Origin of the sequence: Virgisporangium aliadipatigenens, from assembly GCF_016863615.1 — a bacterium.
Classification (GTDB): Bacteria; Actinomycetota; Actinomycetes; order Mycobacteriales; family Micromonosporaceae; genus Virgisporangium; species Virgisporangium aliadipatigenens.
On sequence record NZ_BOPF01000026.1, the window covers coordinates 44,341 to 68,179 of the forward strand.

30 protein-coding genes are annotated in these 23,839 nt (G+C 71.4%); 21 read left to right on the plus strand and 9 right to left on the minus strand.

What is annotated here, in order from left to right; all coding sequences use genetic code 11:
* The first annotated feature begins 95 nt into the window (after positions 1-95).
* Complete coding sequence (locus Val02_RS31090) at positions 96-851, plus strand: SDR family oxidoreductase (RefSeq protein ID WP_203902813.1); 756 nt, start codon at positions 96-98, stop codon at positions 849-851.
* On the opposite strand, the gene Val02_RS31095 is transcribed toward Val02_RS31090, so the two are convergent.
* Together Val02_RS31095 and Val02_RS31100 are read right to left on the minus strand one after the other, a co-directional pair.
* Positions 848-997, minus strand: coding sequence for a hypothetical protein (locus tag Val02_RS31095; protein WP_203902814.1), 150 nt, complete (start codon positions 995-997; stop codon positions 848-850). The two genes, Val02_RS31090 and Val02_RS31095, sit on opposite strands and share 4 nt — an antisense overlap.
* The gene (locus Val02_RS31100) at positions 994-1,200 is read right to left on the minus strand and encodes a hypothetical protein (protein ID WP_203902815.1); all 207 of its coding nucleotides are present in this window, start codon (positions 1,198-1,200) and stop codon (positions 994-996) included. Before Val02_RS31100 ends, Val02_RS31095 begins: the two co-directional genes overlap by 4 nt.
* Before the next feature lie 556 nt (positions 1,201-1,756).
* On the opposite strand from Val02_RS31100, the gene Val02_RS31105 reads away from it, so the two are divergent.
* Entirely contained in the window at positions 1,757-2,842 is a 1,086-nt protein-coding gene (locus tag Val02_RS31105; protein ID WP_203902816.1) for a hypothetical protein, read from the plus strand.
* Here the strand turns inward: Val02_RS31105 and Val02_RS31110 are convergent.
* The 3 genes from Val02_RS31110 to Val02_RS31120 form a co-directional block, all read right to left on the minus strand.
* Complete coding sequence (locus Val02_RS31110; protein ID WP_203902817.1) at positions 2,810-3,847, minus strand: serine hydrolase domain-containing protein; 1,038 nt, start codon at positions 3,845-3,847, stop codon at positions 2,810-2,812. The two genes, Val02_RS31105 and Val02_RS31110, sit on opposite strands and share 33 nt — an antisense overlap.
* Positions 3,844-4,335, minus strand: a complete 492-nt coding sequence (locus Val02_RS31115) for an ArsR/SmtB family transcription factor (protein ID WP_203902818.1) — start codon at positions 4,333-4,335, stop codon at positions 3,844-3,846. The genes Val02_RS31110 and Val02_RS31115 overlap by 4 nt, the downstream gene beginning before the upstream one ends.
* Before the next feature lie 96 nt (positions 4,336-4,431).
* A complete protein-coding gene (locus Val02_RS31120) occupies positions 4,432-5,298 on the minus strand; it encodes a UbiA prenyltransferase family protein (protein ID WP_203902819.1) in 867 nt (288 codons plus the stop codon).
* Positions 5,299-5,355: 57 nt separating this feature from the next.
* Between Val02_RS31120 and Val02_RS31125 the strand changes: the two genes are divergently transcribed.
* The gene (locus Val02_RS31125; RefSeq protein WP_203902820.1) at positions 5,356-5,604 is read left to right on the plus strand and encodes a hypothetical protein; all 249 of its coding nucleotides are present in this window, start codon (positions 5,356-5,358) and stop codon (positions 5,602-5,604) included.
* Positions 5,605-5,607: 3 nt separating this feature from the next.
* Here Val02_RS31125 and Val02_RS31130 read toward each other — a convergent pair whose 3' ends face one another.
* Both Val02_RS31130 and Val02_RS31135 read right to left on the minus strand, forming a co-directional pair.
* Positions 5,608-7,974: an FtsX-like permease family protein gene (locus Val02_RS31130; protein WP_203902821.1), complete on the minus strand. Its 2,367-nt coding sequence runs from the start codon at positions 7,972-7,974 to the stop codon at positions 5,608-5,610.
* Positions 7,971-8,684 (minus strand): ABC transporter ATP-binding protein, encoded by a 714-nt coding sequence (locus Val02_RS31135; protein WP_203902822.1) that lies wholly within the window; start codon positions 8,682-8,684, stop codon positions 7,971-7,973. Before Val02_RS31135 ends, Val02_RS31130 begins: the two co-directional genes overlap by 4 nt.
* A gap of 136 nt (positions 8,685-8,820) precedes the next feature.
* Between Val02_RS31135 and Val02_RS31140 the strand changes: the two genes are divergently transcribed.
* The 7 genes from Val02_RS31140 (at position 8,821) to Val02_RS31170 (ending at position 15,355) form a co-directional block, all read left to right on the plus strand.
* A complete protein-coding gene (locus tag Val02_RS31140; RefSeq protein WP_203902823.1) occupies positions 8,821-9,675 on the plus strand; it encodes a sensor histidine kinase in 855 nt (284 codons plus the stop codon).
* On the plus strand, positions 9,672-10,394 hold the full coding sequence (locus Val02_RS31145; RefSeq protein WP_239153466.1) for a response regulator: 723 nt from the start codon (positions 9,672-9,674) through the stop codon (positions 10,392-10,394). Before Val02_RS31140 ends, Val02_RS31145 begins: the two co-directional genes overlap by 4 nt.
* Before the next feature lie 110 nt (positions 10,395-10,504).
* On the plus strand, positions 10,505-10,924 hold the full coding sequence (locus Val02_RS31150; protein WP_203902824.1) for a YciI family protein: 420 nt from the start codon (positions 10,505-10,507) through the stop codon (positions 10,922-10,924).
* Positions 10,921-12,207: an RNA polymerase sigma factor gene (locus Val02_RS31155; RefSeq protein ID WP_203902825.1), complete on the plus strand. Its 1,287-nt coding sequence runs from the start codon at positions 10,921-10,923 to the stop codon at positions 12,205-12,207. The genes Val02_RS31150 and Val02_RS31155 overlap by 4 nt, the downstream gene beginning before the upstream one ends.
* Positions 12,208-12,316: 109 nt before the next feature.
* A complete protein-coding gene (locus tag Val02_RS31160; protein ID WP_203902826.1) occupies positions 12,317-13,510 on the plus strand; it encodes a sugar efflux transporter in 1,194 nt (397 codons plus the stop codon).
* A 2-nt stretch (positions 13,511-13,512) separates the two neighbouring features.
* Positions 13,513-13,677 carry a pyridoxamine 5'-phosphate oxidase family protein gene (locus tag Val02_RS31165; protein ID WP_203902827.1) on the plus strand — a complete coding sequence of 55 codons (165 nt, stop codon included), beginning with the start codon at positions 13,513-13,515 and terminating at the stop codon, positions 13,675-13,677.
* A gap of 190 nt (positions 13,678-13,867) precedes the next feature.
* A complete protein-coding gene (locus Val02_RS31170; protein ID WP_203902828.1) occupies positions 13,868-15,355 on the plus strand; it encodes a recombinase family protein in 1,488 nt (495 codons plus the stop codon).
* A 97-nt stretch (positions 15,356-15,452) separates the two neighbouring features.
* On the opposite strand, the gene Val02_RS31175 is transcribed toward Val02_RS31170, so the two are convergent.
* Positions 15,453-15,788, minus strand: a complete 336-nt coding sequence (locus Val02_RS31175) for a hypothetical protein (RefSeq protein ID WP_203902829.1) — start codon at positions 15,786-15,788, stop codon at positions 15,453-15,455.
* 419 nt (positions 15,789-16,207) lie between these two features.
* On the opposite strand from Val02_RS31175, the gene Val02_RS31180 reads away from it, so the two are divergent.
* A complete protein-coding gene (locus Val02_RS31180) occupies positions 16,208-16,777 on the plus strand; it encodes a hypothetical protein (protein ID WP_203902830.1) in 570 nt (189 codons plus the stop codon).
* Positions 16,778-17,090: 313 nt separating this feature from the next.
* On the opposite strand, the gene Val02_RS31185 is transcribed toward Val02_RS31180, so the two are convergent.
* Complete coding sequence (locus Val02_RS31185; RefSeq protein ID WP_203902831.1) at positions 17,091-17,333, minus strand: hypothetical protein; 243 nt, start codon at positions 17,331-17,333, stop codon at positions 17,091-17,093.
* Here Val02_RS31185 and Val02_RS31190 point away from each other — a divergent pair.
* From Val02_RS31190 to Val02_RS31235, 10 genes are all read left to right on the plus strand, one after another.
* Positions 17,323-17,628, plus strand: coding sequence for a hypothetical protein (locus Val02_RS31190; RefSeq protein ID WP_203902832.1), 306 nt, complete (start codon positions 17,323-17,325; stop codon positions 17,626-17,628). The genes Val02_RS31185 and Val02_RS31190 overlap by 11 nt on opposite strands.
* Before the next feature lie 90 nt (positions 17,629-17,718).
* Positions 17,719-18,402, plus strand: a complete 684-nt coding sequence (locus Val02_RS31195) for an SAF domain-containing protein (protein WP_203902833.1) — start codon at positions 17,719-17,721, stop codon at positions 18,400-18,402.
* Between the two features lie 95 nt (positions 18,403-18,497).
* Positions 18,498-19,136 carry a CpaE/TadZ family protein gene (locus Val02_RS31200; protein WP_239153467.1) on the plus strand — a complete coding sequence of 213 codons (639 nt, stop codon included), beginning with the start codon at positions 18,498-18,500 and terminating at the stop codon, positions 19,134-19,136.
* Entirely contained in the window at positions 19,133-20,455 is a 1,323-nt protein-coding gene (locus tag Val02_RS31205) for a TadA family conjugal transfer-associated ATPase (RefSeq protein WP_203902835.1), read from the plus strand. Before Val02_RS31200 ends, Val02_RS31205 begins: the two co-directional genes overlap by 4 nt.
* A gap of 5 nt (positions 20,456-20,460) precedes the next feature.
* Positions 20,461-21,300, plus strand: a complete 840-nt coding sequence (locus Val02_RS31210) for a type II secretion system F family protein (protein ID WP_203902836.1) — start codon at positions 20,461-20,463, stop codon at positions 21,298-21,300.
* Positions 21,297-22,175 carry a type II secretion system F family protein gene (locus tag Val02_RS31215; RefSeq protein ID WP_203902837.1) on the plus strand — a complete coding sequence of 293 codons (879 nt, stop codon included), beginning with the start codon at positions 21,297-21,299 and terminating at the stop codon, positions 22,173-22,175. Before Val02_RS31210 ends, Val02_RS31215 begins: the two co-directional genes overlap by 4 nt.
* A 37-nt stretch (positions 22,176-22,212) precedes the next feature.
* Complete coding sequence (locus Val02_RS31220; RefSeq protein ID WP_203902838.1) at positions 22,213-22,419, plus strand: hypothetical protein; 207 nt, start codon at positions 22,213-22,215, stop codon at positions 22,417-22,419.
* Between the two features lie 58 nt (positions 22,420-22,477).
* Entirely contained in the window at positions 22,478-22,870 is a 393-nt protein-coding gene (locus tag Val02_RS31225) for a TadE family protein (protein WP_239153468.1), read from the plus strand.
* Positions 22,867-23,391 carry a TadE family protein gene (locus Val02_RS31230; protein ID WP_239153469.1) on the plus strand — a complete coding sequence of 175 codons (525 nt, stop codon included), beginning with the start codon at positions 22,867-22,869 and terminating at the stop codon, positions 23,389-23,391. Before Val02_RS31225 ends, Val02_RS31230 begins: the two co-directional genes overlap by 4 nt.
* Positions 23,388-23,816 carry a pilus assembly protein TadG-related protein gene (locus tag Val02_RS31235; protein ID WP_203902839.1) on the plus strand — a complete coding sequence of 143 codons (429 nt, stop codon included), beginning with the start codon at positions 23,388-23,390 and terminating at the stop codon, positions 23,814-23,816. Before Val02_RS31230 ends, Val02_RS31235 begins: the two co-directional genes overlap by 4 nt.
* Positions 23,817-23,839 lie beyond the last annotated feature (23 nt).

Here is a 23,839-nt window from a genome sequence, read left to right on the forward strand (position 1 = left end):
CAGTATCGGCGGAAGGAGGGCGGCCAGCCAGGGACCGGCGATCCCCCGATGACCGGACTCTGCCGCGGCACCCGCGCGTTGTCGACGCTCGACGCATGGACATCAGCGGAAACACCGTCTTCATCCCCGGCGCCACCGGCGGCCTCGGCCGCGCGCTCGCGCTCGCCCTGCACGAGCGCGGCAACACCGTCATCGTCGGCGGCCGCCGCACCGAACTCCTCGCGGAGATCGCCGAAGAGCACCCCGGCATCGACACCGTGCGGATCGACACCGCCGACCCGGCTTCGATCGAGGCCGCCGCCAAGGAGGTGCTCACCCGCCACCCCGAGCTGAACGTGCTCGTCACGATGGCCGGCATCATGCGCGCCGAGGACTGGACGCACCCGTCGACGTTCCTCGCCGATGCGGAGGCCGTCGTGACGACCAATGTGCTCGGGCCGATCCGGCTCATCGGCGCGTTCGTCGAGCACCTGCTCGGCCGGCCGGACGCCACCGTCATGACCGTGTCGTCGGGGCTGGCGTTCGTGCCGTACGGGCCGACGCCGAGCTACAACGCGTCCAAGGCGGCGATCCACCTGCTCAGCGAATCGCTGCGGGTCCAGTACGCGGGAACGTCGCTGAAGGTGCTCGAACTGGTGCCGCCGTCGGTGCGCACCAACCTGCTGCCCGGCCAGGAGGAGAACCCGCTGGCGATGCCGCTTTCGGAGTTCACGGCGGAGGCCGTGGAGCTGATCGAGCGGCGGCCGGACGCCACGGAGATCCAGGTCGAACGGGTCAAGTACCTGCGGTACGCGGAGGTGCGCGGCGATTACGACGAGGTCGTGTCCGTGCTGAACGGGCACCAGAACTAGGGCTGATCGATGCGGTAGCCGGTGTCGGCGGCGGTGATGCGTTCGAGTTCCTCCGTGGTGAACTCGTGTCCGGTGAACCGCCGCACGGCCAGCAGCCCCATCGCCCGCTTGTTGCGGCGCAGGTCGCCGAAGTCCAGGTCGTTCATCGGCACCGGTCGAGCACGGCCACCGTGGGGACGACGTGGTTGATCCGCCGCAGCGACACCGGCTCGCGCGGGTCGCCCCCGAACGCCCGCACCACCTCGTCCGTCGGCAGGCCGGTGACGACCGTGACCGTGGCCCCCTGCGCGATGACGCTGCGGCGCAGCCACCCGAACGCCTCCTCCGGCAGCGCCGGCCGCACCGGCACCGGTTCGCCGCGCAGGCGGTGGCCGAGCGCGTCGGTGTAGGCAGGGCAGCGTTTGTTTCCAGGGCAGCGACGGTCAGTTCGAGCGTGCCGAGGAGGCGTTCGACCAGAAGGGGCGGGAGCGAACCGAGCGGCGAGTCGTCGCGCCCGCGCGCACGGACGGCGGGGTCGGCGGCCTGCGGTCCACGGGCGGCGAGTACCGCACGCGCCCGGTCGCGCACCGACGGCCCGCTCCCGCCGGCGACGCGCAGCCGCCCCAGCTCTGCGGCCGGGGCCGGCGGGATCCGCGCCAGCACCACGCCGAACGCCTCGACGACCGGCCCGGCCAGCTCTTCGACGATCTCGTCCGTCAGCTCAGACATCGATCGCCCACTCTATTCGTCGCGAGCCGCCGATGAGGTCCCTCTCATGATCGTTGTGCAATCCGTCAGCCGTGCGGGCCGAAATCGGCTGACACAGTGCACAACGATCATGGCTGTCCCAGCTGATGGGAGCCGCCGGCCGGCACGGTTCGGTGCAAGTGCGGGGCGGTGGGCGCGGGCCGGGACACACTTGCGCCATGCCCGAACGGATCACCGCCGAGCGCGTGCCCGCACAGCCCGGGAAGCAGCCGGCCGCCGACGAGGTGCCGGCCGGGGCGCGGCTGCTGAGCGTGTCGGAGATGCTGCGGGCCGGCAACGGGGCGTTCCGCCGCTGGCTCGACGAACAGTCGACCGCGCGCGGCGACTCATCGACCGCCGCCCCGATTGCCGACGGCTCGGCCGCGCCGCGGGCCGCGGACAAGGCCGCCGACGGCTCGGCCGCGCTGCGGGCGGCGGAGGAGGCCGTCGTGGCGCAGGCAATGGAGATGCTCGACGAGCCGCGCAAGGCGAAGCGCGCCGAGGCGGAGGGGCACATCCGTGCCGAGGCGCCGCTGATCGTGCGCGACTGCGTGGCGCAGGGCATGGACAACGTCCGGCAGGTGGCGTACGTGCTGGCGACGGCGTTCCACGAGTCGCGCTTCGGCACGCGGGAGTACGAGCGTAGCGAGTCGCGGGTGGAGGACCACAACCCGTACCGCAGGCAGGACGACGGCACGTACGGGGCGAACCTGCACAACAGTTCGCGGACGAAGGTCGGCGCCGACACCGAGGCGGAGCTGGACGCCGAGTACTGGGACGGGATGTACGGCGGCCGCAACGGCAACCGCGCGGGCACCACCGACGCGAGCGACTTCCGGGGGCGCGGGTATGTGCAGCTGACGTTCCGGAACAACTACGAGAAGATGTCGAGGAGGCTCAACGAACTCGGCTTCTCCTACACGCACGACGGGAAGACGTTCGGTGGGCGGGGGAATCCGCCGATCGACCTGGTCGCCAACTTCACGCACGTCAACGAGGTGCCCGAGGTGGCCTCGAAGATTCTCGTCGTCGGTTCGGCCGAGGGCGCCTTCACCGGCCGGGACCTCGGCGACTTCATCCCCGACGAGCTGCCGCGGAGCGCGGACACGCCCGAGGAACGGGACGCCGCGATGCTCGCGCAGTGGAAGGGCGCGCGCCGGGTCATCAACGGCCAGGACCGCGCCGCCGACATCGCCGTGGTGGCGAAAGGGTTCCACGACGCGCTCGCGCCGCTATGGCCGCGGGTCGTCCCGCCGGCGCAGTAGCGCCAGCGCCAGGTCCAGGCTCGCGCGCAGCATCCGGGTCCGTCCGTCGTTGCAGACGACAAGAGCCGCGGTCGAACGGCCGGGGTCGACCACCGCCGTCGCGACCCAGCGGGCGTTGGATCCCTGCTGCGCGAAGGCGAACGGGCCCTTCGGGATCGCCCAGCCCATCGCCTGGCGGGTGTGCGTCCCGGGCGGGGTGGTGAGGCGGCGCAGGGAGTCGGCGGTGAGCAGCCGCTCGGGGCCGTTCAGGAACAGCCGCACGAACTCCGCCCAGCCGGCCAGGTCGACGTGCAGCCGCCCGGCGGGGGAGAGCAGCGGCGGGTTGTCCGGTGGATGTTCCGGCGACGGGTCGGCCGGGTCGATCGCGGGTCCGCGCCCCATGCCGATCCCCAGGAACGTGCGCCGGGCGCGGTGTCCCCAGGGCTGCGCACCGGTCGGCGGCCCGAAGCCCGCGTTGCCGATGCGAAGCGGCCGCAACAGCTCGCGGGTGAGCACCTCCTCGAACGGCGCACCGGTGAGCCGTTCCAACGCGGCGCCCACGACGACGTATCCCAGGTTGGAGTAGACGAACCGGCCGGGGTGGCGGGGCGGCCGGCACAGATACCGTTCGACCAGAAGGGAACGCTGCCGGGGCAACGGCGCCGGATCGGTCAGCGCGGACCGCAGCTCGTCCGGACCCGGGTGGGCCGGCAGGCCCGACGTGCCGGTGAGGAGCGCCGCGACCGGCACCGAACCCCAGCCGGGATGGACGCCGTCGAAGACCTCGGCGAGCGGCGTCTCCCACCGCAACCGTCCACTTTGGACGAACAGGGCCACGGTCGCCGCCGTCATCGCCTTCATGCAGGAGCCGATGTGCCACCGGTCGGCGGTGGTGACCGGTGCGCCGCCGCGGATCCGCTCGCCGCACGCGACGATCTCCGGAGGGCCGACGGCGGGCAGCAACGCCGCCGCGATCGCGGGGACATCCGTACGGCGCCGGTGCCGCGCGACGGTCTCGGCGATCACGACTCCTCCGCGACGGAGGGACGCAGATCCATGACCGCGCACAGCACGGCCAGTAGCGGCACCACATGGTGCTCCCGAACGGCGTACGTCCCGCGCACCGGCTGGTGGATGACGCCCGCGGCGAGCAGCTCCTTGAGATGGTGGAACAGCTGCCCCGACGACGGTTGGTCCAGCAGCCGCGCCAGCTCCGCGGTCGTCAGGCGCCGCCGGAGCAGCTCGGCCACGATCCGCACGCGCGTGGGGTTGCCCAGGGCGGCCAGCACCCCGGCGCTCGGCTCCGCCGGCGCGGCACGGATCTCGTCCCACCCGCGCGCGATCTGCCACGCGATGGTGCGCTCGTCCCAGCCGCCGAGGCCGCCGTAGACGAACGTCTCCGGGGTGAGGTCCTGCCAGCCGGTGGCGTTCGCCGTCGGCGCCGGCGGTGCCGCCTTCTCGAGCGCGCTGACCCTCTTCGCGAGCTCGTCGAGCCGCTTCTGGACATCCTTCATGCCCGACTACGGTACTCCGAAACTCCGCAGTTCGATAGTTCCGGGACCGTCGATGTTCACCCCATCGGGACGGCCGTCGCCGACCCGCCGCGCGGATCAGCCGATGTACGCCAGCGCGAAGCCCACCGTCGGAACGCCGAACAGCACCGACAGCACAGCCAGCGACAGCAGCGTCGGCCGGCGGGTCAGCAGCGCGTACCCCACGACCAGTACCGGCACCGTCACCACCTGCGGCCAGAACGTCGACCGGGGCACCACCGCGTCGAGATACGCGCACACCAGCGACACCCCCAGCCCGGCGGCCCACATGCCGACCCCGGCCCGGTAGGCCCGCCGCCGCCCGAAGCGCACCGCGAACGTCGTGTCACCCGCACCGGAGTCCGGCCCGAGGTCGGCCACGGTCGTCGGCGTGTACATGGCGGCGGCGAACAGCAGCCCGATCAGCCCGAACTGCCACGGGAACTCCCACGGCGGCCGGGTGATCGACCAACCCGCGGCCGGCGAGACGACCCCGACGACGAGCGCGTTGACGGCGACGTCCCAGCCCGGCCGCGTCTTGAGCCGCAGCGGCGGCGCGCTGTACGCCCAGCCGAGCACCAGCACCGCCGCGACGCCGAGCACGAACAGCGGCCCGACGAACAGGGCCGTGCCGAGAGAGGCCGCGGCGATCCAGCGGTACCAGACGCGCAGCCGTCGCGGGGTGACGGCGCCGGTCACCAGCGGGGCGTCCCGCTTGCGCGGGTTGGCCAGATCGCTGCGCAGGTCGTGGAGGTCGTTCTGGGCGAGGACGGCGCCCCAGATGAGCGGGCCGAGGACGAGCAGCGCCACGGCGGCCCGGGGCAGGTCGGCGCGGGCCGGGAACCACTCCCGGCCGGCCAGCACGGTGCCCAGGTACGCCGGCACCCAGGAGACCGGCCAGAACCACGGCCGCGAGACGGCGAGCAGCGGAACGACCCTGGTCATGAGCGCATGATCGCTCCGCCGCGCTGTGCGCGCACTGAGAGCCTCATCATGGAACCCGTGACGTACGACGCATGGCGGGCCGCACTGGCGGCGGAGGAACCCGTGGCGGCACTGCGCGCCGAGGCGCAGAGCCGGCTGGCCGCGGGGGAGACCCGGGAACGGGTGAAGACGGAACTGCAGGCCCTCGTCCACGCCGTCCGCTTCGAGGCGCAGGCGAGCCGTCGAAGCAGCGACGAGGACGAGGAGCCCATTCTCGATGTGCTGGACATGTTGGCCGGCTGGTCGCGGCCGGGGACGGCGCTCTAGGGGCTACTCGTTGTGCAGCACCTCGGCGATCCGCAGCCGCGCCGCCCCACGCGCCGGCAGCAACGCCCCGAGCATCGCGATCACGACCCCGGCGAACGCCAACGCCAGCAGCATCGGCGCCTGCCACACGTCCATCACCGACTGCGGGATGCTGACCTGCGCCGCGTCGGCCGCCGCCGGCATGATGTACCCGTGGGCCAGCACGCCCACCGGGATCCCGAGCAGCCCGCCGACCACGCCGACGGCCGCCATCGAGGTCAGCACCATCGCGACGACCTGACGCGGGGTCATCCCGATCGACTTGAGCATGCCGAGGTCGCGGCGGCGTTCGCGGACGTTCAGGACGACGGTGTTGAACACGCCGAGCGCGGCGACGGCCGCCAGGAGCAGCGACAGCGTGGAGGAGAAGCCGACGACGATGTACTGGAAGTCGCTGCGGCGCTCCGACATGTCGAGCGCGTCGAGCCCCGGGTCGGCCGCGCGCACCGCGTCAGCGTAGGCCGCCACGTTGCCGGTCGGCTTCAGCTGCACCTGGTACTCCATCTCGTGCGGCGCGACGACGCGGTCCGGTTCGAGCGAGGTGAACACCGACCAGTCCGCGAAGATGCCGGGCTGGCCGCTCGGCCCGTCCATCACCTCGCCGACGATCGTGAGCGCGGCCCGCCGCCCGCCGAGTTCCAGCGTGATCGTGTCACCGACGGCGAGGCGGCGCTCCTTCATCAGTTCCGACGGCACCACCGTCTCGTCGGGTCCGGACATCCAGCGGCCCGCGGTCAGCTCGTCGCGATAACCCATCGAGGCGAAGTCGCCGCGGAAGTAGAGCACCCGCACGGGCTCGGTCTGCCCGACGGCCGGCACCGTCGTGCCGCGCACGGCGGAGACCCGGGCCGCGTCCGGCAGACCGCGCAGGAGCTGCTCGACCTCCGCGTCCGTGCGCGTGGTTTTCGCCGGTTCACCGGTCGGGGGAACGTCTCTGGGGCCCGCGATCCGCGACTTTCCGTCGGAGGGGATGACGAGGACCTGCCCGGAGGCCTTCTCCTGGACCGTGGCGATGCGTTCGAGGGAGTCGGCGAGCCCGCTCGCGAACGTCACCGTGGTGACACCGAGTAGTACGGCCACGACGGTGAACGCCGTGCGCCCCGGCCGGGACAGCGGCACGCCCAGCCCGAGCGAGACCGACCGGGGCAGCCGCAGCCCGGCGAGCCACCGCTGCGCGCGGGTACCCCGCCCGCGCCGCGGCGCACTGCCGGCGCTGATCGCCTCCGCGGCCGACAGGCGGTGCGCCCGCACGGCCGGGACGAACGCCGCCAGCGCGACCAGCGCCGGCACCCCGAGCAGCCCGACGCCCCAGGTCCAGAGGCTGACCCGGATCCCGGCCTCCAGCCCGAGCCCCTCGAAGCCCTCCTCGAGCAGCGGCTGCGCGCCGAGGCTGCCGGCGACGGTGCCCAGAACGGCGCCCACGACCGCGGGTACCGACACCATGACGAGATACACGGTGACGACCTGCCGTGGCGTGAAGCCCAACGACTTCAGGATCCCGATCTGGCGCAGACCGGAGACGACGGCGCCGCTGACGACGTTCCCGACGATGACGACCGCGACGATCAGGGCCAGCACGCCGAACGTCGCCAGAAACGGCAGGAACACCCCGATGTCGGCGGCGATCTGCTCCTTCGCGACGAGGTACGGCTCCGCCGCGCTGAGCGCGTTCGCCGGCAGCCCGGCGGTGACGGCGTCCAGCCGCGCCTGCACGGCGGCCCGCGTCGACACGTCCCCGGCGAACCGGTAGAGCATCTGCACCGAGGTCGGCCGCAGCGTCTCCATCTGGGCCGGCGTGACCCAGCCGTCGGCGGTGCCGCTCAGGCTGTACGCCCAGCCGACGACCCGGTACGCGACGCCGCTCAGCGTGATCGAGTCGACGACCGGGAAGCCGTCGCCGCTGTGGTCCTGCGAGGCGAGCACGATCTCGCCGGGTGCGGAGGCCCAGCGTCCCCGCCACAGGTTGAGGCGGTCGACGGGGCCGTTCGGGTCGGCCCGCCCGACGATGGTCATCGGCCCGTCGGCCCGCCGGGGTTCGCCACCGGCGGTCCACTCCAGCGTCGCCGTCCCGAACGGCCCCGCGCTGGCCGCCACCCCCGTCTTCGCGGCGGCCAGCTGGGCACCCGTGACGGCCGACGCGTCGTACACGGCGATCGCGTGCGGCCCGCGCTGCTGCGCGAACGCCCTATCGAACGGCGCCGACGACGCCTCCAGCAGGGTCAGCCCGATGACCACCGTCATGGTGGACATGAGCACGACCAGCCCGATGACGAACGTCTGCACCCGGCGCCTCCGCACCGCCGCGCGCGACGCCCGCCACACCGCGCTCATGCCCCGGCCCCGGAGACGGACGTGCGCTCCAGCGTGCGCTCCCGGGTGATCCGGCCGTCGGCCAGTTCGATGACGCGGCTGGCGCACCTCGTCGCGAGGCGCTCGTCGTGCGTGACGATCAGCAGCGTCTGGCCGATCTGGTGCAGGTCCAGCAGCAGGTCCATCACCTGCTCGCCGGCCGAACTGTCGAGCGCGCCGGTGGGTTCGTCGGCGAGCAGCAGCGCGGGCCGGTTCATGAGGGCGCGGGCGACCGCGACCCGCTGGCGTTCGCCGCCGCTGAGCGTGGCCGGGAACGCGTTGCGCCGGTCGGCGATGCCCAACTCGTCGAGCAGTTCGGTGGCGCGCCGCCGGGCCGGGCCGGCCTTGGTGCCGGTGAGCTGGGCGGCGAGCGCGACGTTGTCGAGGGCCGGCAGGTCGTCCAGCAGGTTGAAGAACTGGAAGATCATGCCGATGCGGTGGCGGCGGAACAGGGCCAGCTTCGTCTCGTTGAGCCGGCCGAGATCCTCCCCGCCGACGCGCACCGTGCCGGAGGTGGGCCGGTCGAGGCCGGCGATCATGTTCAGCATCGTGGACTTGCCGCAGCCGGAGGGGCCCATCACCGCCACCGCCTCGCCGGCGCGCACGCTCAGCGTGACGCCGTTCAGGGCGGTGGTGTCGCCGTACTCCTTGCGCACGTCGGTGAGGTGCACGACGTCCGTGTCAGTGGTCATGACGGCACCGTACGGGCGGACGCGGTTCCGGGACGTCGGGCGCGGGATGTAACCCTGCGTCGCCGTCATCCCGGAGATGTACGCGGTGGGCGCCGGGGATGATGTGTGGCCGGTCCGGGTTTGCGAAGGTGTGGGCATGCTCTGGTTGTCCGTCGCGCTCGTTCTCGCGTGCGCGGCCGCCGTGTGGTTCGCGGTGGCGTCCGTCCGCGCCGGGCGCCGGCACCGCCGCGCGCTGGAGGAGCGCGGGTGGCTTCTCGAGAGGGAACGTTCTTCAGCGGCGCAGACCGCCGTCGACGCCGAACGCGCCCGGATCGCCCGGGAACTGCACGACATCGTCAGCCACAACGTCAGCCTGATGATCGTGCAGGCGGCCGCCGCCCGCGAGGTGCTCACCAGCCTGCCGGAGGAGGCGTCGGCCGCCCTGACCGCGGTCGAGAACGCCGGCCGCACCACCATGACCGAGCTGCGCCACCTGCTGGGCCTGCTCGCACCGGCCGCCGACGGAAGCGACGAGGGCGGTCTCGACCCGCAGCCGAGCCTGAGCCGGCTGAGCACACTGATCGACAAGATCGCCTTCGCCGGGCTGCCGGTCGAGGTGCGGATCTCGGGCGAACCCCGCCCGCTGCCCAGCGGTGTGGACGTGACGGCCTACCGCATCGTGCAGGAGTCCCTGACGAACGCCCTGAAGCACGGCTCCGGCGGCAAGGCCGAGGTGACGATCCGCTACGCCGAACACTCGCTCCGCGTGGAGATCCTGACCACCGGCCCGAGCGTGCTCACCCCCGCCCCACCCGGCCACGGTGGTCAGGGCGGTCAGCACGATCACGCCGGCCAGGGCGACGGGCCGGGGCCGCGGGGTGGGGACGGCGCCGGTCGTGGCCTCATCGGGCTGCGCCAGCGCGTGGCCGTCTACGGCGGCAGCCTGGACGCACGGCGGCGGCTCGGCGGCGGGTACCGCGTGCGCGCCCGTATCCCGGTGGAGGCCCCGTGAGCGCCGGCCCGCGCGTGCCCACCCCCGGCCCGGAGACGCCCACCGACGGCCCGAGGGTGTTGATCGTCGACGACCAGGAGCTGATCCGCACCGGCTTCCGACTGATCCTCACGGCCCGCGGCATCGACGTGGTCGGCGAGGCGGCCGACGGTGTCGAGGCGGTCGCTGCCGAACGCCGCCTCAACCCCGACGTCGTGCTGATGGACATCCGCATGCCGACGATGGACGGCCTGCAGGCGACCCGCCGCATCCTCGAACGTTCACCGCGCTGCCGGGTGCTGATGCTGACGACGTTCGACCTGGACCGCTACGTGTACGCCGCGCTGGCCATCGGCGCGAGCGGCTTCCTGCTCAAGGACGTGACGGCGGATCACCTGGCGGCGGCGGTGCGCCTCGTCGACACCGGTGACGCGCTGCTCGCCCCCTCGATCACGAGACGCCTGGTCGAACGCTTCGCCACCGAGAATCGCCGTGACGCTCTGCCCGCCGAGCCGCGCGTGCACCGGGACCTGGCCGCCCTCACGCCGCGCGAGCGCGAGGTGCTCACCCTCCTCGGCAGAGGCCTGTCCAACACGGAACTGGCCCAGGCGCTCACACTCAGTGAGGCCACGGTCAAGACGCACGTGGCCCGCATCTTCGCGAAGCTCTCGCTGCGGGACCGCGCCCAGGCGGTGGTGCTGGCGTACGAAACGGGCCTCGTGAGCCCCGGCGAAAACTGATCCGGAAAATTTTGCCGGCCGTGTCGATCGGTGGCGGGGCCCGTTCGACCTGTGGGTGAGAAGGTCGACCGGCGATCACCAGGACGCCGGCGAGGACAAGGGAGACGACGATGGCGCGCTACATGCTGATCATGCGGGGTACGGACGAGACGAACGCCGCGATGATGGAGACGCCGTTCGAGGAGATGCTCTCGACGATGGGTCGCATCAACGAGGAAATGATCAAGGCGGGGGTGCTCGTGGCGGCCGAAGGGCTGGAGGACCCGGCCGAGACCGTGGTCGTCGACCTGAGCGGGGAGACGCCGGTCGTGACCGACGGCCCCTACGGCGAGACGAAGGAACTCTTCGGCGGCTACTGGATCATCGACGTGGCCTCGAAGGCGGAGGCGGTCGAGTGGGCGAAGCGGCTGCCGTCGCTGCCCGGCTTCAAGGCGGAGGTCCGGCGGGTGCCGGGCATCGACGAGTTCCCGCAGGACAACGAGTGGATCATCAAGGAGCGCGCCTGGCGTGAGCGGACCGGCCAGCTGTGAGTGACGCTGCCGGCAACCCGGCCGTGGAAGCGGTCTGGCGCATCGAGTCCGCGAGGATCGTCGGTGCGCTGGCCCGCTACACGGGGGACTTCGCGCTCGCCGAGGACGTGGCGCAGGAGGCCCTCGCCGAGGCGCTCGTCGCGTGGCCGCGCGACGGCGCACCGGCCAACCCGGTGGGCTGGCTGCTGGCCACCGCGCGGCGGCGGGCGATCGACAGCTTCCGGCGGCGTTCGGCGCGGGACGAGCGGTACGCGGCGCTGGCCGGGCAGCTCGGCGAGGGGGAGGCCGCCACGGGCGCGGCCCCGCGCGAGCGCATCGACGACGAACTGCCCTGGGATCCGGACCGGGTGGACGACGACATCCTGGCGCTGATGTTCGTGGCGTGTCATCCGGTGCTGTCGCCGGAGTCGCGGGTCGCGCTGACCCTGCGCACCGTGGGCGGCCTCGGGACCGAGGAGATCGCGCGGGCGTTCCTGGTGCCGGTGCCGACGATCCAGGCGCGGATCACCCGGGCCAAGAAGACCATCGGGGCGGCCGGGGTGGCGTTCGCCCTGCCGCCGCCGGAGGAGCGCCGCGAACGGCTGGGCGGCGTGTTGAGCGTTCTATATGTGATCTTCACGGAGGGCTCGACCGCGACGGCCGGGGACCGCCTGCTCCGCACCGACCTGGCCTATGAGGCGATCCGCCTCGCCCGGATGCTGGCCGCGCTGCTGCCCGACGAACCCGAGGTGCACGGCCTGCTCGCGCTCTGCGAACTGACCGCGGCGCGCTTCCCCGCGCGGACCGGCCCGGACGGCGCGGCGGTGCTGCTGGAGGATCAGGACCGGCGGCGGTGGGACCGCTCGGCGATCCGGCGCGGTACGGCGGCCCTGCGGCGCGCGCAACGGGTCGGGCGCGGCCTCGGCCCCTACGGGCTGCAGGCCGCGATCGCCGCGTGCCATGCGGACGCGCCGTCGGTGCCGGAGACCGACTGGGAACGCATCGTGCTGCTCTACGAGGCGCTCGGCCGCGTGGCGCCGTCGCCCGTCGTGGAGCTGAACCGGGCGGTGGCCGTCGCGATGGCCCACGGGCCGCTGCCCGCACTGTCCATAGTGGACGAACTGGTGGCGTCCGACCGGCTGGCCGGCTCGCACCTCCTGCCGAGCGTCCGCGGCGAACTGCTCACCCGCCTCGGCCGCACCAACGAGGCCCGCCGGGAGCTGACGCAGGCCGCCGAACTGTGCCGCAACGAGCGCGAACGCGAGGTGCTGCTCCGCAAGGCCGCGGCCCTCACCAACGGATAAGCCCGCTGCTCCACCTGTGGAGTGGGACGACGATCACGTACTACGTGACGAGAACGGGAAGCGCGGTAACGGGAACAATCGCCTGGTGGGATTCAGGGGATCGGTGGTCTTGAGAGAATCGCTGCGTTTCAAGGGATCGCTGCGCTTCAAGGAGCTGTTGCCCATCGGCTCCGTCATCACGATCGTCGGTTTCGTCGGCGCCTTCACGCTGCCGTTCCTGCCGCTGTACCTGAACACCGCCGTGCACGCCTCACCGGTGCGCACGGCGGTGTTCCTGTTCCTGGCGGCGGGCGCGTCGGTGGCGCTCGGCAGCGTGCTCGCCCGCTTTTCCGACCGGGGCGGCCGGCGCCGGCAGATCCTGCTGCTCGCGCTCTGCGCCGGGGTGCTGGGCTACGCGGCCTACGGGCTGACCCGTTCGTACGCGCTGCTGCTGATCGTCGCGGTGACGTTCGTGGCGGCGTCCGGCGCGGGCTTCCCGCAGGGCTTCGCACTCGCCCGCGATCTGCTCGACAAGCAGGGTTCGACCCATGCCCCCGCCGTGACGAACGCCCTGCGCATGCTCGTCTCGCTCGCCTGGGTGGTGGGGCCGCCGGTGGCCGCGTTCGTGCTGTCGGGGGTGGGCTTCACCGGCTTCTATCTCACGGTCGCCGCGGGGTACGCGCTGGCGGCGCTGATCGTGCTGCGCATGCCGCGGGTGGTGTCCACCGTGGCGCCGATCGAAGGCGGCGGCGGGGGCATGCTGCTGCCGGCGATCGCGTTCACGCTCATCCAGTGCGCCGCCGCGCTCGGCACGCTCGCCATGTCGTTGTACGTCACGCACGACCTGGGCGGCAGCGTGAACGACGCCGGCTGGATCCTCGCCGTCTGCGCGATCCTGGAGATTCCGCTGATGCTCGGCATGGGTGCGCTGACGGCCCGGTTCCCGTTGCGGCGCCTGGTGATCGTCGGAACGGCGGTCGGCGTCGCCTACTACGCCACGGTCGCCGTCGCGCACGCCGGATGGCAGGTCGGCGTGGCACAGCTGCTGAACGCCTGCTTCGTCGCCGCCGCCGCCGGCCTCGGCATCTCCTACTTCCAGGAACTGCGCCCGGGCGAGGCGGGCAAGGCGACGACGACGTTCGCGAACACCCAGCGGGTGAGCAACATGCTCGCCGGCCCGATCCTCGGTCTGGCGCAGGGCTGGGGATACCGGACCGCGTACATCGCCGGCGCGGTGCTGTGCGCGGCCGGCCTGCTGATCCTGGTGGCGACACCCGCCAGGGCCGGTGCCGTCGCGAGACCGGTGGGAGATCCGGCAGGGTGATCGTGCGCGACCGCGCGGAGGCCGAACAGCTGTGGAGCGCACCGCCGAAGTCGCGCTTCCCGGACGGCCTGGACACGCCGGGTCTCCCGCTCACCCGGTGCGTGGCGTCGGCGGCCCTGCACCGCACCCCACCCGTCGGCGAGCCCGAGGTCGTCGACCTGCACTGACCTCACGGCCGCCGGTGGTAGACGTGCCGGCGTGGCTTTCGCTGTGGGTCGAGGTAGGCGGGTGGGAGGAACTCGGGCCGTCCGTCGTCGGCCATGCGGACTTCCCACGCTTGTTTGTGGATGAGGCGGTGGTGGGTGCCGCACAGCAGGACCGAGTTGCCAATGCCTTACTAGTTGGTATGATCAACTCATGCCACCCGCCTTAGAACACCAGGTCAGCACCCGTGGACGCGAATACCTGCGAGTCAGCAGGGACCGGTCGGGACGAGAGCGATCGCCAGAAGAGCAGCACCGCGATCATGTCGGTGCGACCGCCGAGCGGGGCTGGACGCTGGGTAACGCCTACCGCGACATCGGTAGCGCATCGCGGTACGCGACGCGGGCGCGTGAGGGCTTCGATCGGCTGATCGCCGACCTGCAGAAGGACCGGTTCGGCGCCGAGGTACTGGTTCTCTGGGAGGGGTCGCGCGGTTCCCGTAAGACGAACGAGTGGGTCCTGCTGATCGACCTGTGCGAGGAACGCGACGTCAAGATCTTCATCTTTACGTACGACCGAGTTTTCGACCCGCGCAACCCCTACGATCGCGCGGACTTGTTGGAGTTGGCCATCAAGAGCGAGCTGGCGTCGGCGGAAACGTCGAAGCGGACTCGCCGTGCGGCTGCGGCGAGCGCGGCAGAAGGCACGCCGTTTGGTCGCTGCCCGTACGGCTACCGGCGTCGCTACGACCCGGTCACTCGCAAGCTGGTAGCGCAGGAGGAGGAGCCGGCCGAGGCTGCGGTGATTCGGGAACTGTACGAGCGCATCCAGAAGGGTCACTCATTGCGGTCGATCGAGAAGGACTTGGAGGCGCGTGGGGTACGGACTCGGACGGGTTTGGTGTTCAGCGCTCAGCATCTGCGGTCGATGGCGCTGAACCCGGCCTACAGCGGACAGCGGGTCCACGATCCCGGCCGAACCAACGGGCACACCTTGTCGGCGAAGGCGACCTACACCCAGGCGCAGTGGCCGGCACTGGTTGACCGCGCGGTGTTTCTGGCGGTGAAGCGCAAGTTGACGGCGCCAGAGCGGGTGACGACCCGCCCTGGGCGGGGTGTGCACATGTTGTCGATGATCGCGGTATGTGATGTGTGCGACGGGCCGCTCGCGGCGCGTAACTCCGAGCGGGGCCGGGAGTACACGTGTCACCGTAAGAGCTGTGTCCGCATCGACTACGACGGGCTGAATACGTTCGCCGAGGCGGCGGTGATGGACCTGTTTGCTCGGCCGGAAAACCTCGCGTGGCTGACCGCTGCGCATGACGACACGGAGTTGCTCGCTGTTCAGGAGCAGGTGGCGGAGCTTCAGCACGAGTTGGACACGTTGGCCGACCAGGTCGGGGCGGGAACGTTGTCAGTGATGCTCGCGGCGCGGGCCGAGCCGGGAATTCTGTCCAGGCTGAAGGCGGCCAAGGCGCGGGAGGCGGAGTTGTCGACCCCAGCGGAGTTGCACGACTTCTTCGGGCCGGGGATGGATCCGGTGCAGCGGTGGAAGGATGCGCCGATGCCGGCCCGTCGGCAAGCGTTGCGGTTGCTGCTCTCGCCGAAGGCATGTGGCGAGCTACGAGTCCGTCGGTCGCCGACGCCTGGGCATCGGTGTCCGGTCGTCGACCGGGTCCGCTGGAGGCGTTCGGACGCGTAAAGAGCCGCCGGGCGGCGGATCTCACGATCCCGGAGCGCGAATCCGTTGTGCACGCAGGGCCGTCCCCGGCAGGGGGACGGCCCTGCGTAGTGTGGCGTTAATGTTTCGCAGGTCGCGGGTTGAACAACGCGGACAGCGTTTCGCGTTGGTCGGCCGTCAGCGCGGGCCATTGATCGACCATGGACGCGATGTGGGCCATCAGGTACTGGTCGCGGAGCGCTTGCCGTAACGCCGACATCTCCGGGGTGTCGGCCGGTTGAGGTTGTGCCATTGCGTGCAGCGCGGCGACTTTCGCCGCGCGTTGCGCGTCAATGTCCCCGTTCGGCGGCCCGGCTAATGACTCGGTAGCTTCGATCTGGCGGCCGGCGGGTCGGGGCACGCCGGTCGTGGGCCGTGCTCGGTTACCGGGGGTGTCGGTGTGGCGCGGGGGCATGTTCCTCCACTGTGGACACTCGACTGGGTGGCGAGGTGTTCGTCCATCGCGGATCGTCTCCTTTCTGGAATTGCAGAGTCGTTCGCCGGTCCGCCATGTCGGCGGAACGGTGGCTCCTCAGATGCGGTGTGCGGCGTGTCCGCCGCGCAGCGTGGCTGGTCTTCGTGCGGCTTAGCGTTCGAGTTCACCTGCCGAAGCGATGCTCACGTTGCTGCTGAGACCGGTGATCCGCGCTGTGGCCAGGTCATGCCCGCGATCGGGGCACCCGCCAAGCCGGACAGATAGCCGACGAGGGACCGGCGTCTTGGCCGGGTAGGTCGGCCCGCTAGATGACAGCGGCAGGCGAGCACTCTCGGTAACACTCTTCGAGTCACTCGGGGGTGCAAATCGGGTGCACTCGGGTTTACGGGGTGAGTTACATGAATGTCCGGATAGTTCGCGGCTATGCTCTCGCCGCCGTCCTGTACACGTCTGTGCTGCTCACGGCGTGCGGCAGGCCCAGCACCGACGAGTCGGCGGCACCGCCGGTGGTTCCTGTTCTCGCTTCGCCGTCGGCTAGCGCCCCCACCGCAGCATCACCACGTGCGATTGCGGAGCGTGATGCAGTCGTGGCGTATTCCAAGTTTGTTCAGGCGTGGGTGGAGGCGGCGAAGACGTCGGATCCGAATGCGCCAGGGCTCGCCGAGTTCGGGCAAGGGCAGGCGCTCCGGTTGATTGTCGGAACGCTGATCGACGCGCAGCTCGATCAGAGGGTCGTTCTGGGGACGCTCGGGTCGTCACCGACGGCGTTCGACGCGCGGCCGGTCGATGTCCCACGGGATGTGGTCGTCAGCGACTGTCTCGACGGGACGAATTGGTTGAGCTACAGGACCACCGGCGAGTTGTGGGACGACGAGCCGGGCAGTCGGAAGTTGATGAAGTCCATCGTCCGGCTGACTGATCGTGGTTGGAAGGTCGACGCGATGACGGGTGGGGTCGAGGCGTGTTGACCTGCCGTAGGTCGGCGGCGATCGCCAGCCTGGCGGCTGCACTCGCGATCGGGTCGCCGGCCCACGCGGACAACAACGTGCCCGGTCCGGGTGACGGTGTGACGTGCGGCCCGTCGCATTGTGACATCGATGTCGGTACGCCCGGCTCCGGTGGCGGCGGTAGCGGCGGGAGTCCCGGCGGTGGTGGTAACGGCGGTGGGGATTCCGGGCCGGTGAACAACTGTCTGTTCACCGCGGCAAACGTGTCGGCGGAGCAGGCTGCGGAGCTGGGGCATCCGTTGGACGGTCCGGGGCGCTGGTATTGGCGGACGTGTTACGACACGGCGACCGGTGCGCAGAATTCGTTGGCGGAGTTGAGGTGGCTGGCGTCCGCGCCGCCGATGATCTCGCCGGTGGTGTTGGCGCGGCGGGCGCGGTCGGCGCTTCGTCCGCCGCCGCTGGCCGGTGTGCTCAGCCCGCACGGACGGACGTTGGTCGGGGTACCGGTGTGGTTGGCGCTGTCCCGGGGCTTCAGTCCGGTGTCGGCCTCGGCCAGTGTGCCGGGGATGACGGTCATCGCGACGGCGACGCCGGTGCGGGTGACGTGGCGGATGGGTGAGGGAAGCACGGTCACGTGCGCGGGGCCGGGGACGGTGTTCACGTTCGGGGTCCACGACCCGAACGCCGGTTCGCCGACGTGTGGGTTCACCTACCGCCGCTCGTCGCAGGGCAGGCAGTTCACGGTGTCGGCGACGGTGACGTACCGGGTGACGTGGGCCGGTGGTGGCCAGTCCGGGACCGTCGGCGATCTGACCGCGACCTGGTCGACCCTTCAACAGGTCGACGAGGCGCAGTCCGTCGTCACCGGCTGACCGAGCATCACGATCACCAAGACGCGGTCCGGCGAGCATCGTCGGTCGATAAGGGACAGCGGCGCTCGGCCGCCGACGAAACGGGGAATCATGAGTGTGACGACGGAACGGCCGCGTCCTGCGTCGACATCGACGGCCGCAAGCGCTCCGGCGGGAGACAAGGCTGGTCGGCGAAACGGCAGGCGTGCCGCTGTCGGCGCTCTGCTCGTGGTCGCCACCGTTGCCGCGTTCTGGCAGATCGATCTGCGCCGGCACGCCGAAGAGGCGTACGTGGCCACGACCCGTGCGGTGCCGGCCGGGCAGGTGGTGACCGATGCGGACCTGACGACGGTGCAGGTGGCGAGCGCGTCCGGTCTGGCGTTGCTGCCGGCGTCGCGGCGCAGCGATTTCGTGGGGCGGACCGCGGCGGTGCCGTTGGCGGCCAACAGCTTGTTGGTGGAAGGCCAGCTCGGTCCGGCGGCGTGGCCGCCGGCGGGGCAAGCGGTGATCGCCGTTCTGGTGAAGGCCGGGAAGGCTCCGGCGACGTTGGCCGCCGGCACGAACGTCGTGGTCCTGGTGGCCCCGGCAGCAGGCCAGCCGGCTACCGCCGCGTCGAGTCCGGCAGACGCGGCGGTGCAGGTGCGTCGGGCGACAGCGATGGTGGTCTCGGCCGTGCCAGGTGAGCAGGAGCCGGGCAGTCAGGTCGTGACGCTGCTGCTCGGCGCTGCGGCGGCCGAGACGGTCGCGGGTGCTGCCGGTGACGTGTCGCTGGTCCAGTCTGGCGCGAAGGAGTAGCCGCGATGTTGGTGGTGTGTGGATCCGTGTCCGGCGCCCCCGGGGTGTCAACGGCCGCGGTCGGCTTGGCCGCGTTGTGGAGCGACCTATCGCGGGTGCTGCTCCTGGAGGCGGACCCGTCCGGCGGCGTGGTGGCCGCCCGGTTCGGTGTGGCGCAGCAGCCAGGGCTGGCGTCGCTCGCGGCGGCCATGCGCCACGGCGGCGAGGTAACCACCGCGGATCATGTTCAGCACCTCGGCCTCGGCGTTACTGCGGTGGTGGGGCCGGGTTCAGCTGAGACCGCGACCGGCGCGGTCGCCGTGTTGTCCGCACACGCGGACACGACGGTGGCCGCCTTGGCCCCGGCGGTCATCGTCGATGTCGGACGGCTTTTCCCGGGAACTCCGGCGGGGGGCCTGCTCGCGGCAGCCGATGTCGTGCTGCTGGCGGTAAGCCCCACGATGGAGGCACTCGACCACGCGGACTCCCGAATCAGTGCGCTGCGTGATGCCGCCCCTGGTGCGCGATTCGGATTGTTGGTGGCCGGCAAAGGCCCGTTCCCCGTCGACGAGGTCGGAGACCGGCTCGATGTTGCGGTCCAGGCCGAACTGCCGCGGGACCGGTGGGGCGCGGGGGTCCTCGCGGGCCGGTTGACCGGCCGTGGCTGGCGCCGGACCCGCCTGGCACGTGCTCTCCACGACACCGTGACCGCGTTGGAAGCCGAAACGCACGCACCTATGGACGTGGCATCGTGACGGCCCTCGACCACACGCCGACCCGAACAAGCACGGCAACCGTCGTATCACCCGAGCTGATCGCCCGCATCCGGACTCGCGTCGCGGAACGGCTCGCCGCGCGTGGCGCGGACCTTCCCGACGAGCAACGGCAAGCACTGATCGCGGCTTACATCGCCGAGGAATTGGTGTCCAACGCCCACACGGACATCTCCGCCGGTCGCACGCCGTTGACACCGCAGGCCGAGGCGGCTGCGGCCCGCGCTGTGCGGGACAGTTTCACCGGCCTCGGCGGTCTCCAACGCCACATCGACGACCCGTTGGTGGAGGACGTGTTCGTCAACGGGTTCGACAACGTGTGGATCCGCCGCACCGACGGCACCGTGCACCAGGCGCCACCGGTCGCGGCATCGGACGCCGAGTTGGTCGAGCTGATCCGTGTCGCCGCCGCCCGCTCCGGGCAGGAGGAACGCCGTTTCGACCGTGGCTCGCCGGCGCTGTCGTTGCAGCTGCCGGGCGGTCAGCGATTGTTCGCGGTGATGGCGGTGGCCAAACGTCCGTCGGTGTCGATCCGCCGCAACTCCCTGCACCGGGTGTCCCTTAACGACCTCGTCGGCCGCGGTGAGCTGACCGGCGGGATGCGCGACTTGCTGCGCGCGGTGGTGCGGGCGCGGAAGAACCTGGTGATCTGCGGCGGGGTCGGCGCCGGCAAGACCACGCTGCTGCGCGCGTGTGCGGGTGCGATCCCGCCGCACGAGCGGATCGTGACGGTCGAGGATGCCTACGAACTCGGCCTGGACGAGGACGTCGAGGCGCATCCGAACACGGTGGCGTTGCAGCAACGCGAACCGAACCTGGAAGGCGTCGGCGGGATCGACATGTCGGCGATGGTCCGCTTCGGGCTTCGGATGCGCCCGGACCGGGTGATCGTCGGCGAGTCCCGTGGCGCCGAGGCGGTCCCGATGCTGATGGCGATGTCGCAGGGCAACGACGGCTCGATGTGCACGATCCACGCCTCGTCGTCGAAGCAGGCCCTGTCCCGGCTGGCCATGTATGTGTTGCAGGCGCCGGAGAACCTGACGTTCCACGCCGCGAACACCCTTATCGGTGAGGCCGTGGACTTCGTCGTGTTCATCGCCACCGCGACCGACGGCACCCGGGTCGTCTCATCGATCCGGCAGGTGTTCGAAGGCGACGGCACCCAGGTCCCGTCCAACGAAATCTACCGGCCGGGACCGGACCGTCGAGCGGTGCCTGCGGCGCCGATCCGCGCCGAAACGCTCGCCGAACTCGCCGCGGCCGGCCTCGACCCGGACCTGCTGCTACGGGACAGGTGGTGAGCGGGATGAACCTGTCCGCTGTGCTATTCGGGCTCGGCTGCGCCGCCGGCCTCGCGCTGTTCGTTGACGGCCTACGCCGTCGCGAACCGACCGTGTCCCGCCCGCGCCGACGGGTGTTGACCCGCGCGGACCGGAATCGGCTCGTGGCCGGGGTTCTCGGCGGGATCGCGGTCGCGGTGGTGACCCGCTGGCCGGTCGCGGCCGTGCTCACCGCGGCGGCGGTGTGGGCGCTACCGAAGGTCCTCGGACCGGACCGCGAGCATACGGTCGTGGTGGCGCGGATTGAGGCGGTCGCGACGTGGACGGAACTGTTGCGCGACACGCTGTCCTCCGCCGCCGGGCTGGAGCAGGCGATCATTGCCACCGCCGCGGTGGCCCCGCCGCCGATCGCGGTCCATGTGCGCGCGCTCGCGCACGCGGTGCGCAGCGGTGCACGGCTTTCTGACGCGCTGCGGGCGTTCGCTGAGGATCTGGCCGACCCGACCGCCGACCTCGTTGTCCGTGCGCTCGCTCAGGCGGCCGGATACCACGGCGGGCAGCTCACCGAGTGCCTGACCAGTCTCGCCGGGACCGCCCGCGAGCAGGCGTCGATCCGGCTGCGGGTAGCCACGAAACGCGCATCGACCCGCACCGCGGCCCGCGTCATCGCCGGGACGGCGGTCGTCATGATCGCCGTGCTGATCGTGTTCAACCAAGGCTTCCTCGCCCCATACTCAACGGTCACCGGACAGATGGTGCTGCTGAGCGTCGGCGCGATCTTCGGGGCCGGTTTCATCTGGCTCGGCCGCGCCTCAACAGTCGGGCAACCACCCCGGATTCTCACCGGCCAAGGACCGTCGTCATGACCGGGCTCAACGTCTCCCTCAGCTTCGGCGTACTCGCCGGCCTCGGCCTACTGCTGATCGTGTCCGGTCTGGTGCCGGCGCGGCCGACCCTGACCCAGGCCCTCGATCGGCTGCGCCGCACGCCCAGTACCGCGGTGGAGCCGTTGGCGTTGCGGGTGCGGTTGTTGTCGGCGCCGCTGCGGGCGCTCGGCCTGCCACGGGCGTCGACCCGCGCCGACCTCGCGGTGCTGGAACGGCCGGTGGCCAAGCATTTGGCCGACCAGGCGATCGCGTTTCTCGCCGGGCTGTTCCTGCCACCGGTGGCGCTGGTCGTCCTCGACGGCAACGGCGAACTGTTCGGCGCCGCCGCACCGTTGTGGGCGTGCCTGCTCGGCGGCGCCGGTGGGTGGTGGCTGGCCGAGTACACCGTGCACGCCGAAGCCGCACGCCGCCGCGACGAACTGCGTCATGCCCTGTCCGCCGTGCTCGACCTGGTCGTCATCTCCCTCGCCGGCGGCGCCGGTCTCGAACAGGCCCTCGACGACGCGTGCGCCGACACCAACGGCTGGGCCGCCCACCGCCTCAACCGCGCCGTGGCCACCGCCCGCGTCCTGCGCGTGCCGCCGTGGCAGACCCTCGGCGACCTCGGCCAGGAAACCGGCGTCGTCGAGCTGGAGGAACTCGCCGCGACGATGAGCCTGGCCGGCACCGAAGGCGCCCGGATCCGGCACTCCCTCGCGGTGCGCTGCGCCACCCTCCGCGCGCACCAAGCCGCCGCCCTGGAGGCCAAAGCGAACTCCGCCACCGAACGCATGTCGATGCCGGTCATGCTCCTGGCCGCCGCCTACATGCTGTTTCTCCTCTATCCGGCTGTCGCCGGTATCGACACCTTCTGACAGCTCTTCCCACCTACGAAACCCGTTGGAGTCCACGATGCCCGCTGCCCGCCTCGCCGCCCTGCTGACCATGCTCGCGTTGACCGTGACCGACCGTTTCGACCGGCTGCGTTCCAGTCGTGATCGCGGTAGCGAAACCGTCGACAAGGTCCTGTGGATCGCGCTCACCGTCGTCATCGTCCTCGCGGTCTACGCCGTCTTCCGCACCAAGATCCTCGCAAAGATCAACGGTGTTTCGCTCTGACCGGCGACGGCCGCCGATCGGCCGGCGGTGGGATGCCAGGGAACGTGGATCGGCGACCGTGGAGCAGGTTCTCGCCGCACCGCTGGTGTTCCTGCTGATCCTCCTCGGCGTGCAATTCGCCGTCTGGGGCATCGCCCAGCTCGCCGTCCAACACGCCGCGAACCACGCGCTGCAAACCACCCGGATCACCGGCGGCACGACCCGCGCCGGACACGCCGATGCCCGCGCCGTGCTGGCACAGGTCGGCGGAACTACGGTGCTTGCACCGCAGATCACCGTCCAACGCGACACCACGACCGCGCAGGTGAGCATCCGCGGGCGAGTGCCCTCGGTCGTGCCGTTCGTGCACCTGAGCGTGTCGACTCAGGTCCGCGCGCCGGTGGAACGCTTCCGCGCGGCCCAATTCGACGCTGGCAACGACGTGCCGGTCCGGAAGGGACCGGTCGCATGACAACCCGGCCACGTTCGTCGCGGGATCAGGCGGAACGCGGTTCCGTCGCAGTCGACCTCGCCGTGGGCTACGTGCCGATCATGGTGCTCGTCGCACTGGTCGTGGTGGTGTGCGTCCGCTACGCCTCGGCCGCCATCGACGTCAACGCCGCCGCAGCAGCCGCCGCCCGGCAGGCGTCGATCGCCCGCACCGCGGGCGGCGCGTCGAGCAGCGCCCGCGACCTCGCCGCGACGATGCTCGCCGACCGGCAGATCACCTGCCGGCCCCGGACCGTCGTCGTCGACCTCGCCTCGATGCGGCCCGGCGGCACGGTGAGCGTCACAGTCCGATGCACCGTCAAACTCTCCGATCTGTACGGGCTCGGGCTACCCGGCACCGTCACCATCACCGGCAGCTCCGTGCAGCCGGTCGACACCTACCGCGCCGACAGCCGATCCGGAACCTTCGCCACGGCGAGGCCATCCCGGGCAAACACCGGCTCGCCGGCTCGGGCGCGGGCCGACGGCGAGGTGCTGCAATGACGGCGGCTCGGCCCGTGCGCAGACGTCGGTCGTGGCGCGACGACCGGGGGCAGGTCAGTCTCTGGACGATCTTCGGTGCCGTCATCGTGCTCGTGCTGGCCGGTCTCGTCCTCGACCAAGGGTTAGTGATGGCCGACAAGGTCCGGCTTCTGGACATCGCCCAGGCCGCGGCCCGCGCGGGCACCCAACGACTGGACATGGCCGCCCACCGCGCCGCAGGCGTGGTTCGGCTCGACCAACCGGCCGCCGCAGCCGCTGCCCGCGCGTTTCTCACCACCCGCGGCAAACCCGGCGCGGTGTCCACCACCTCGACCACGGTCACGGTGACCGTCACCGGCACACGCCGCACCCAACTGCTGACCCTCGTCGGTGTCACGAGCATTCCGATCGCGGCCACCGCAACCGCGTCACCCACCACCCGCTGAACCATCCCCGTCGTTCACGACCC

Bases quoted from the DNA above. Each gene is read 5' to 3' on its own strand.
- Val02_RS31135 (WP_203902822.1), bottom strand. From the start codon at position 8,684: ATGACCACTGACACGGACGTCGTGCACCTCACCGACGTGCGCAAGGAG.
- Val02_RS31105 (WP_203902816.1), top strand. From the start codon at position 1,757: ATGCCCGAACGGATCACCGCCGAGCGCGTGCCCGCACAGCCCGGGAAG.
- Val02_RS31235 (WP_203902839.1), top strand. From the start codon at position 23,388: ATGACGGCGGCTCGGCCCGTGCGCAGACGTCGGTCGTGGCGCGACGAC.
- Val02_RS31230 (WP_239153469.1), top strand. From the start codon at position 22,867: ATGACAACCCGGCCACGTTCGTCGCGGGATCAGGCGGAACGCGGTTCC.
- Val02_RS31175 (WP_203902829.1), bottom strand. From the start codon at position 15,788: ATGCCCCCGCGCCACACCGACACCCCCGGTAACCGAGCACGGCCCACG.
- Val02_RS31180 (WP_203902830.1), top strand. From the start codon at position 16,208: ATGAATGTCCGGATAGTTCGCGGCTATGCTCTCGCCGCCGTCCTGTAC.
- Val02_RS31220 (WP_203902838.1), top strand. From the start codon at position 22,213: ATGCCCGCTGCCCGCCTCGCCGCCCTGCTGACCATGCTCGCGTTGACC.
- Val02_RS31095 (WP_203902814.1), bottom strand. From the start codon at position 997: ATGAACGACCTGGACTTCGGCGACCTGCGCCGCAACAAGCGGGCGATG.
- Val02_RS31185 (WP_203902831.1), bottom strand. From the start codon at position 17,333: ATGACCGTCATCCCCGGCACACTGGCCGAGGCCGACACCGGACTGAAG.
- Val02_RS31130 (WP_203902821.1), bottom strand. From the start codon at position 7,974: ATGAGCGCGGTGTGGCGGGCGTCGCGCGCGGCGGTGCGGAGGCGCCGG.
- Val02_RS31115 (WP_203902818.1), bottom strand. From the start codon at position 4,335: ATGAAGGATGTCCAGAAGCGGCTCGACGAGCTCGCGAAGAGGGTCAGC.
- Val02_RS31170 (WP_203902828.1), top strand. From the start codon at position 13,868: ATGCCACCCGCCTTAGAACACCAGGTCAGCACCCGTGGACGCGAATAC.
- Val02_RS31215 (WP_203902837.1), top strand. From the start codon at position 21,297: ATGACCGGGCTCAACGTCTCCCTCAGCTTCGGCGTACTCGCCGGCCTC.
- Val02_RS31190 (WP_203902832.1), top strand. From the start codon at position 17,323: ATGACGGTCATCGCGACGGCGACGCCGGTGCGGGTGACGTGGCGGATG.
- Val02_RS31195 (WP_203902833.1), top strand. From the start codon at position 17,719: ATGAGTGTGACGACGGAACGGCCGCGTCCTGCGTCGACATCGACGGCC.
- Val02_RS31120 (WP_203902819.1), bottom strand. From the start codon at position 5,298: ATGACCAGGGTCGTTCCGCTGCTCGCCGTCTCGCGGCCGTGGTTCTGG.
- Val02_RS31090 (WP_203902813.1), top strand. From the start codon at position 96: ATGGACATCAGCGGAAACACCGTCTTCATCCCCGGCGCCACCGGCGGC.
- Val02_RS31150 (WP_203902824.1), top strand. From the start codon at position 10,505: ATGGCGCGCTACATGCTGATCATGCGGGGTACGGACGAGACGAACGCC.
- Val02_RS31210 (WP_203902836.1), top strand. From the start codon at position 20,461: ATGAACCTGTCCGCTGTGCTATTCGGGCTCGGCTGCGCCGCCGGCCTC.
- Val02_RS31140 (WP_203902823.1), top strand. From the start codon at position 8,821: ATGCTCTGGTTGTCCGTCGCGCTCGTTCTCGCGTGCGCGGCCGCCGTG.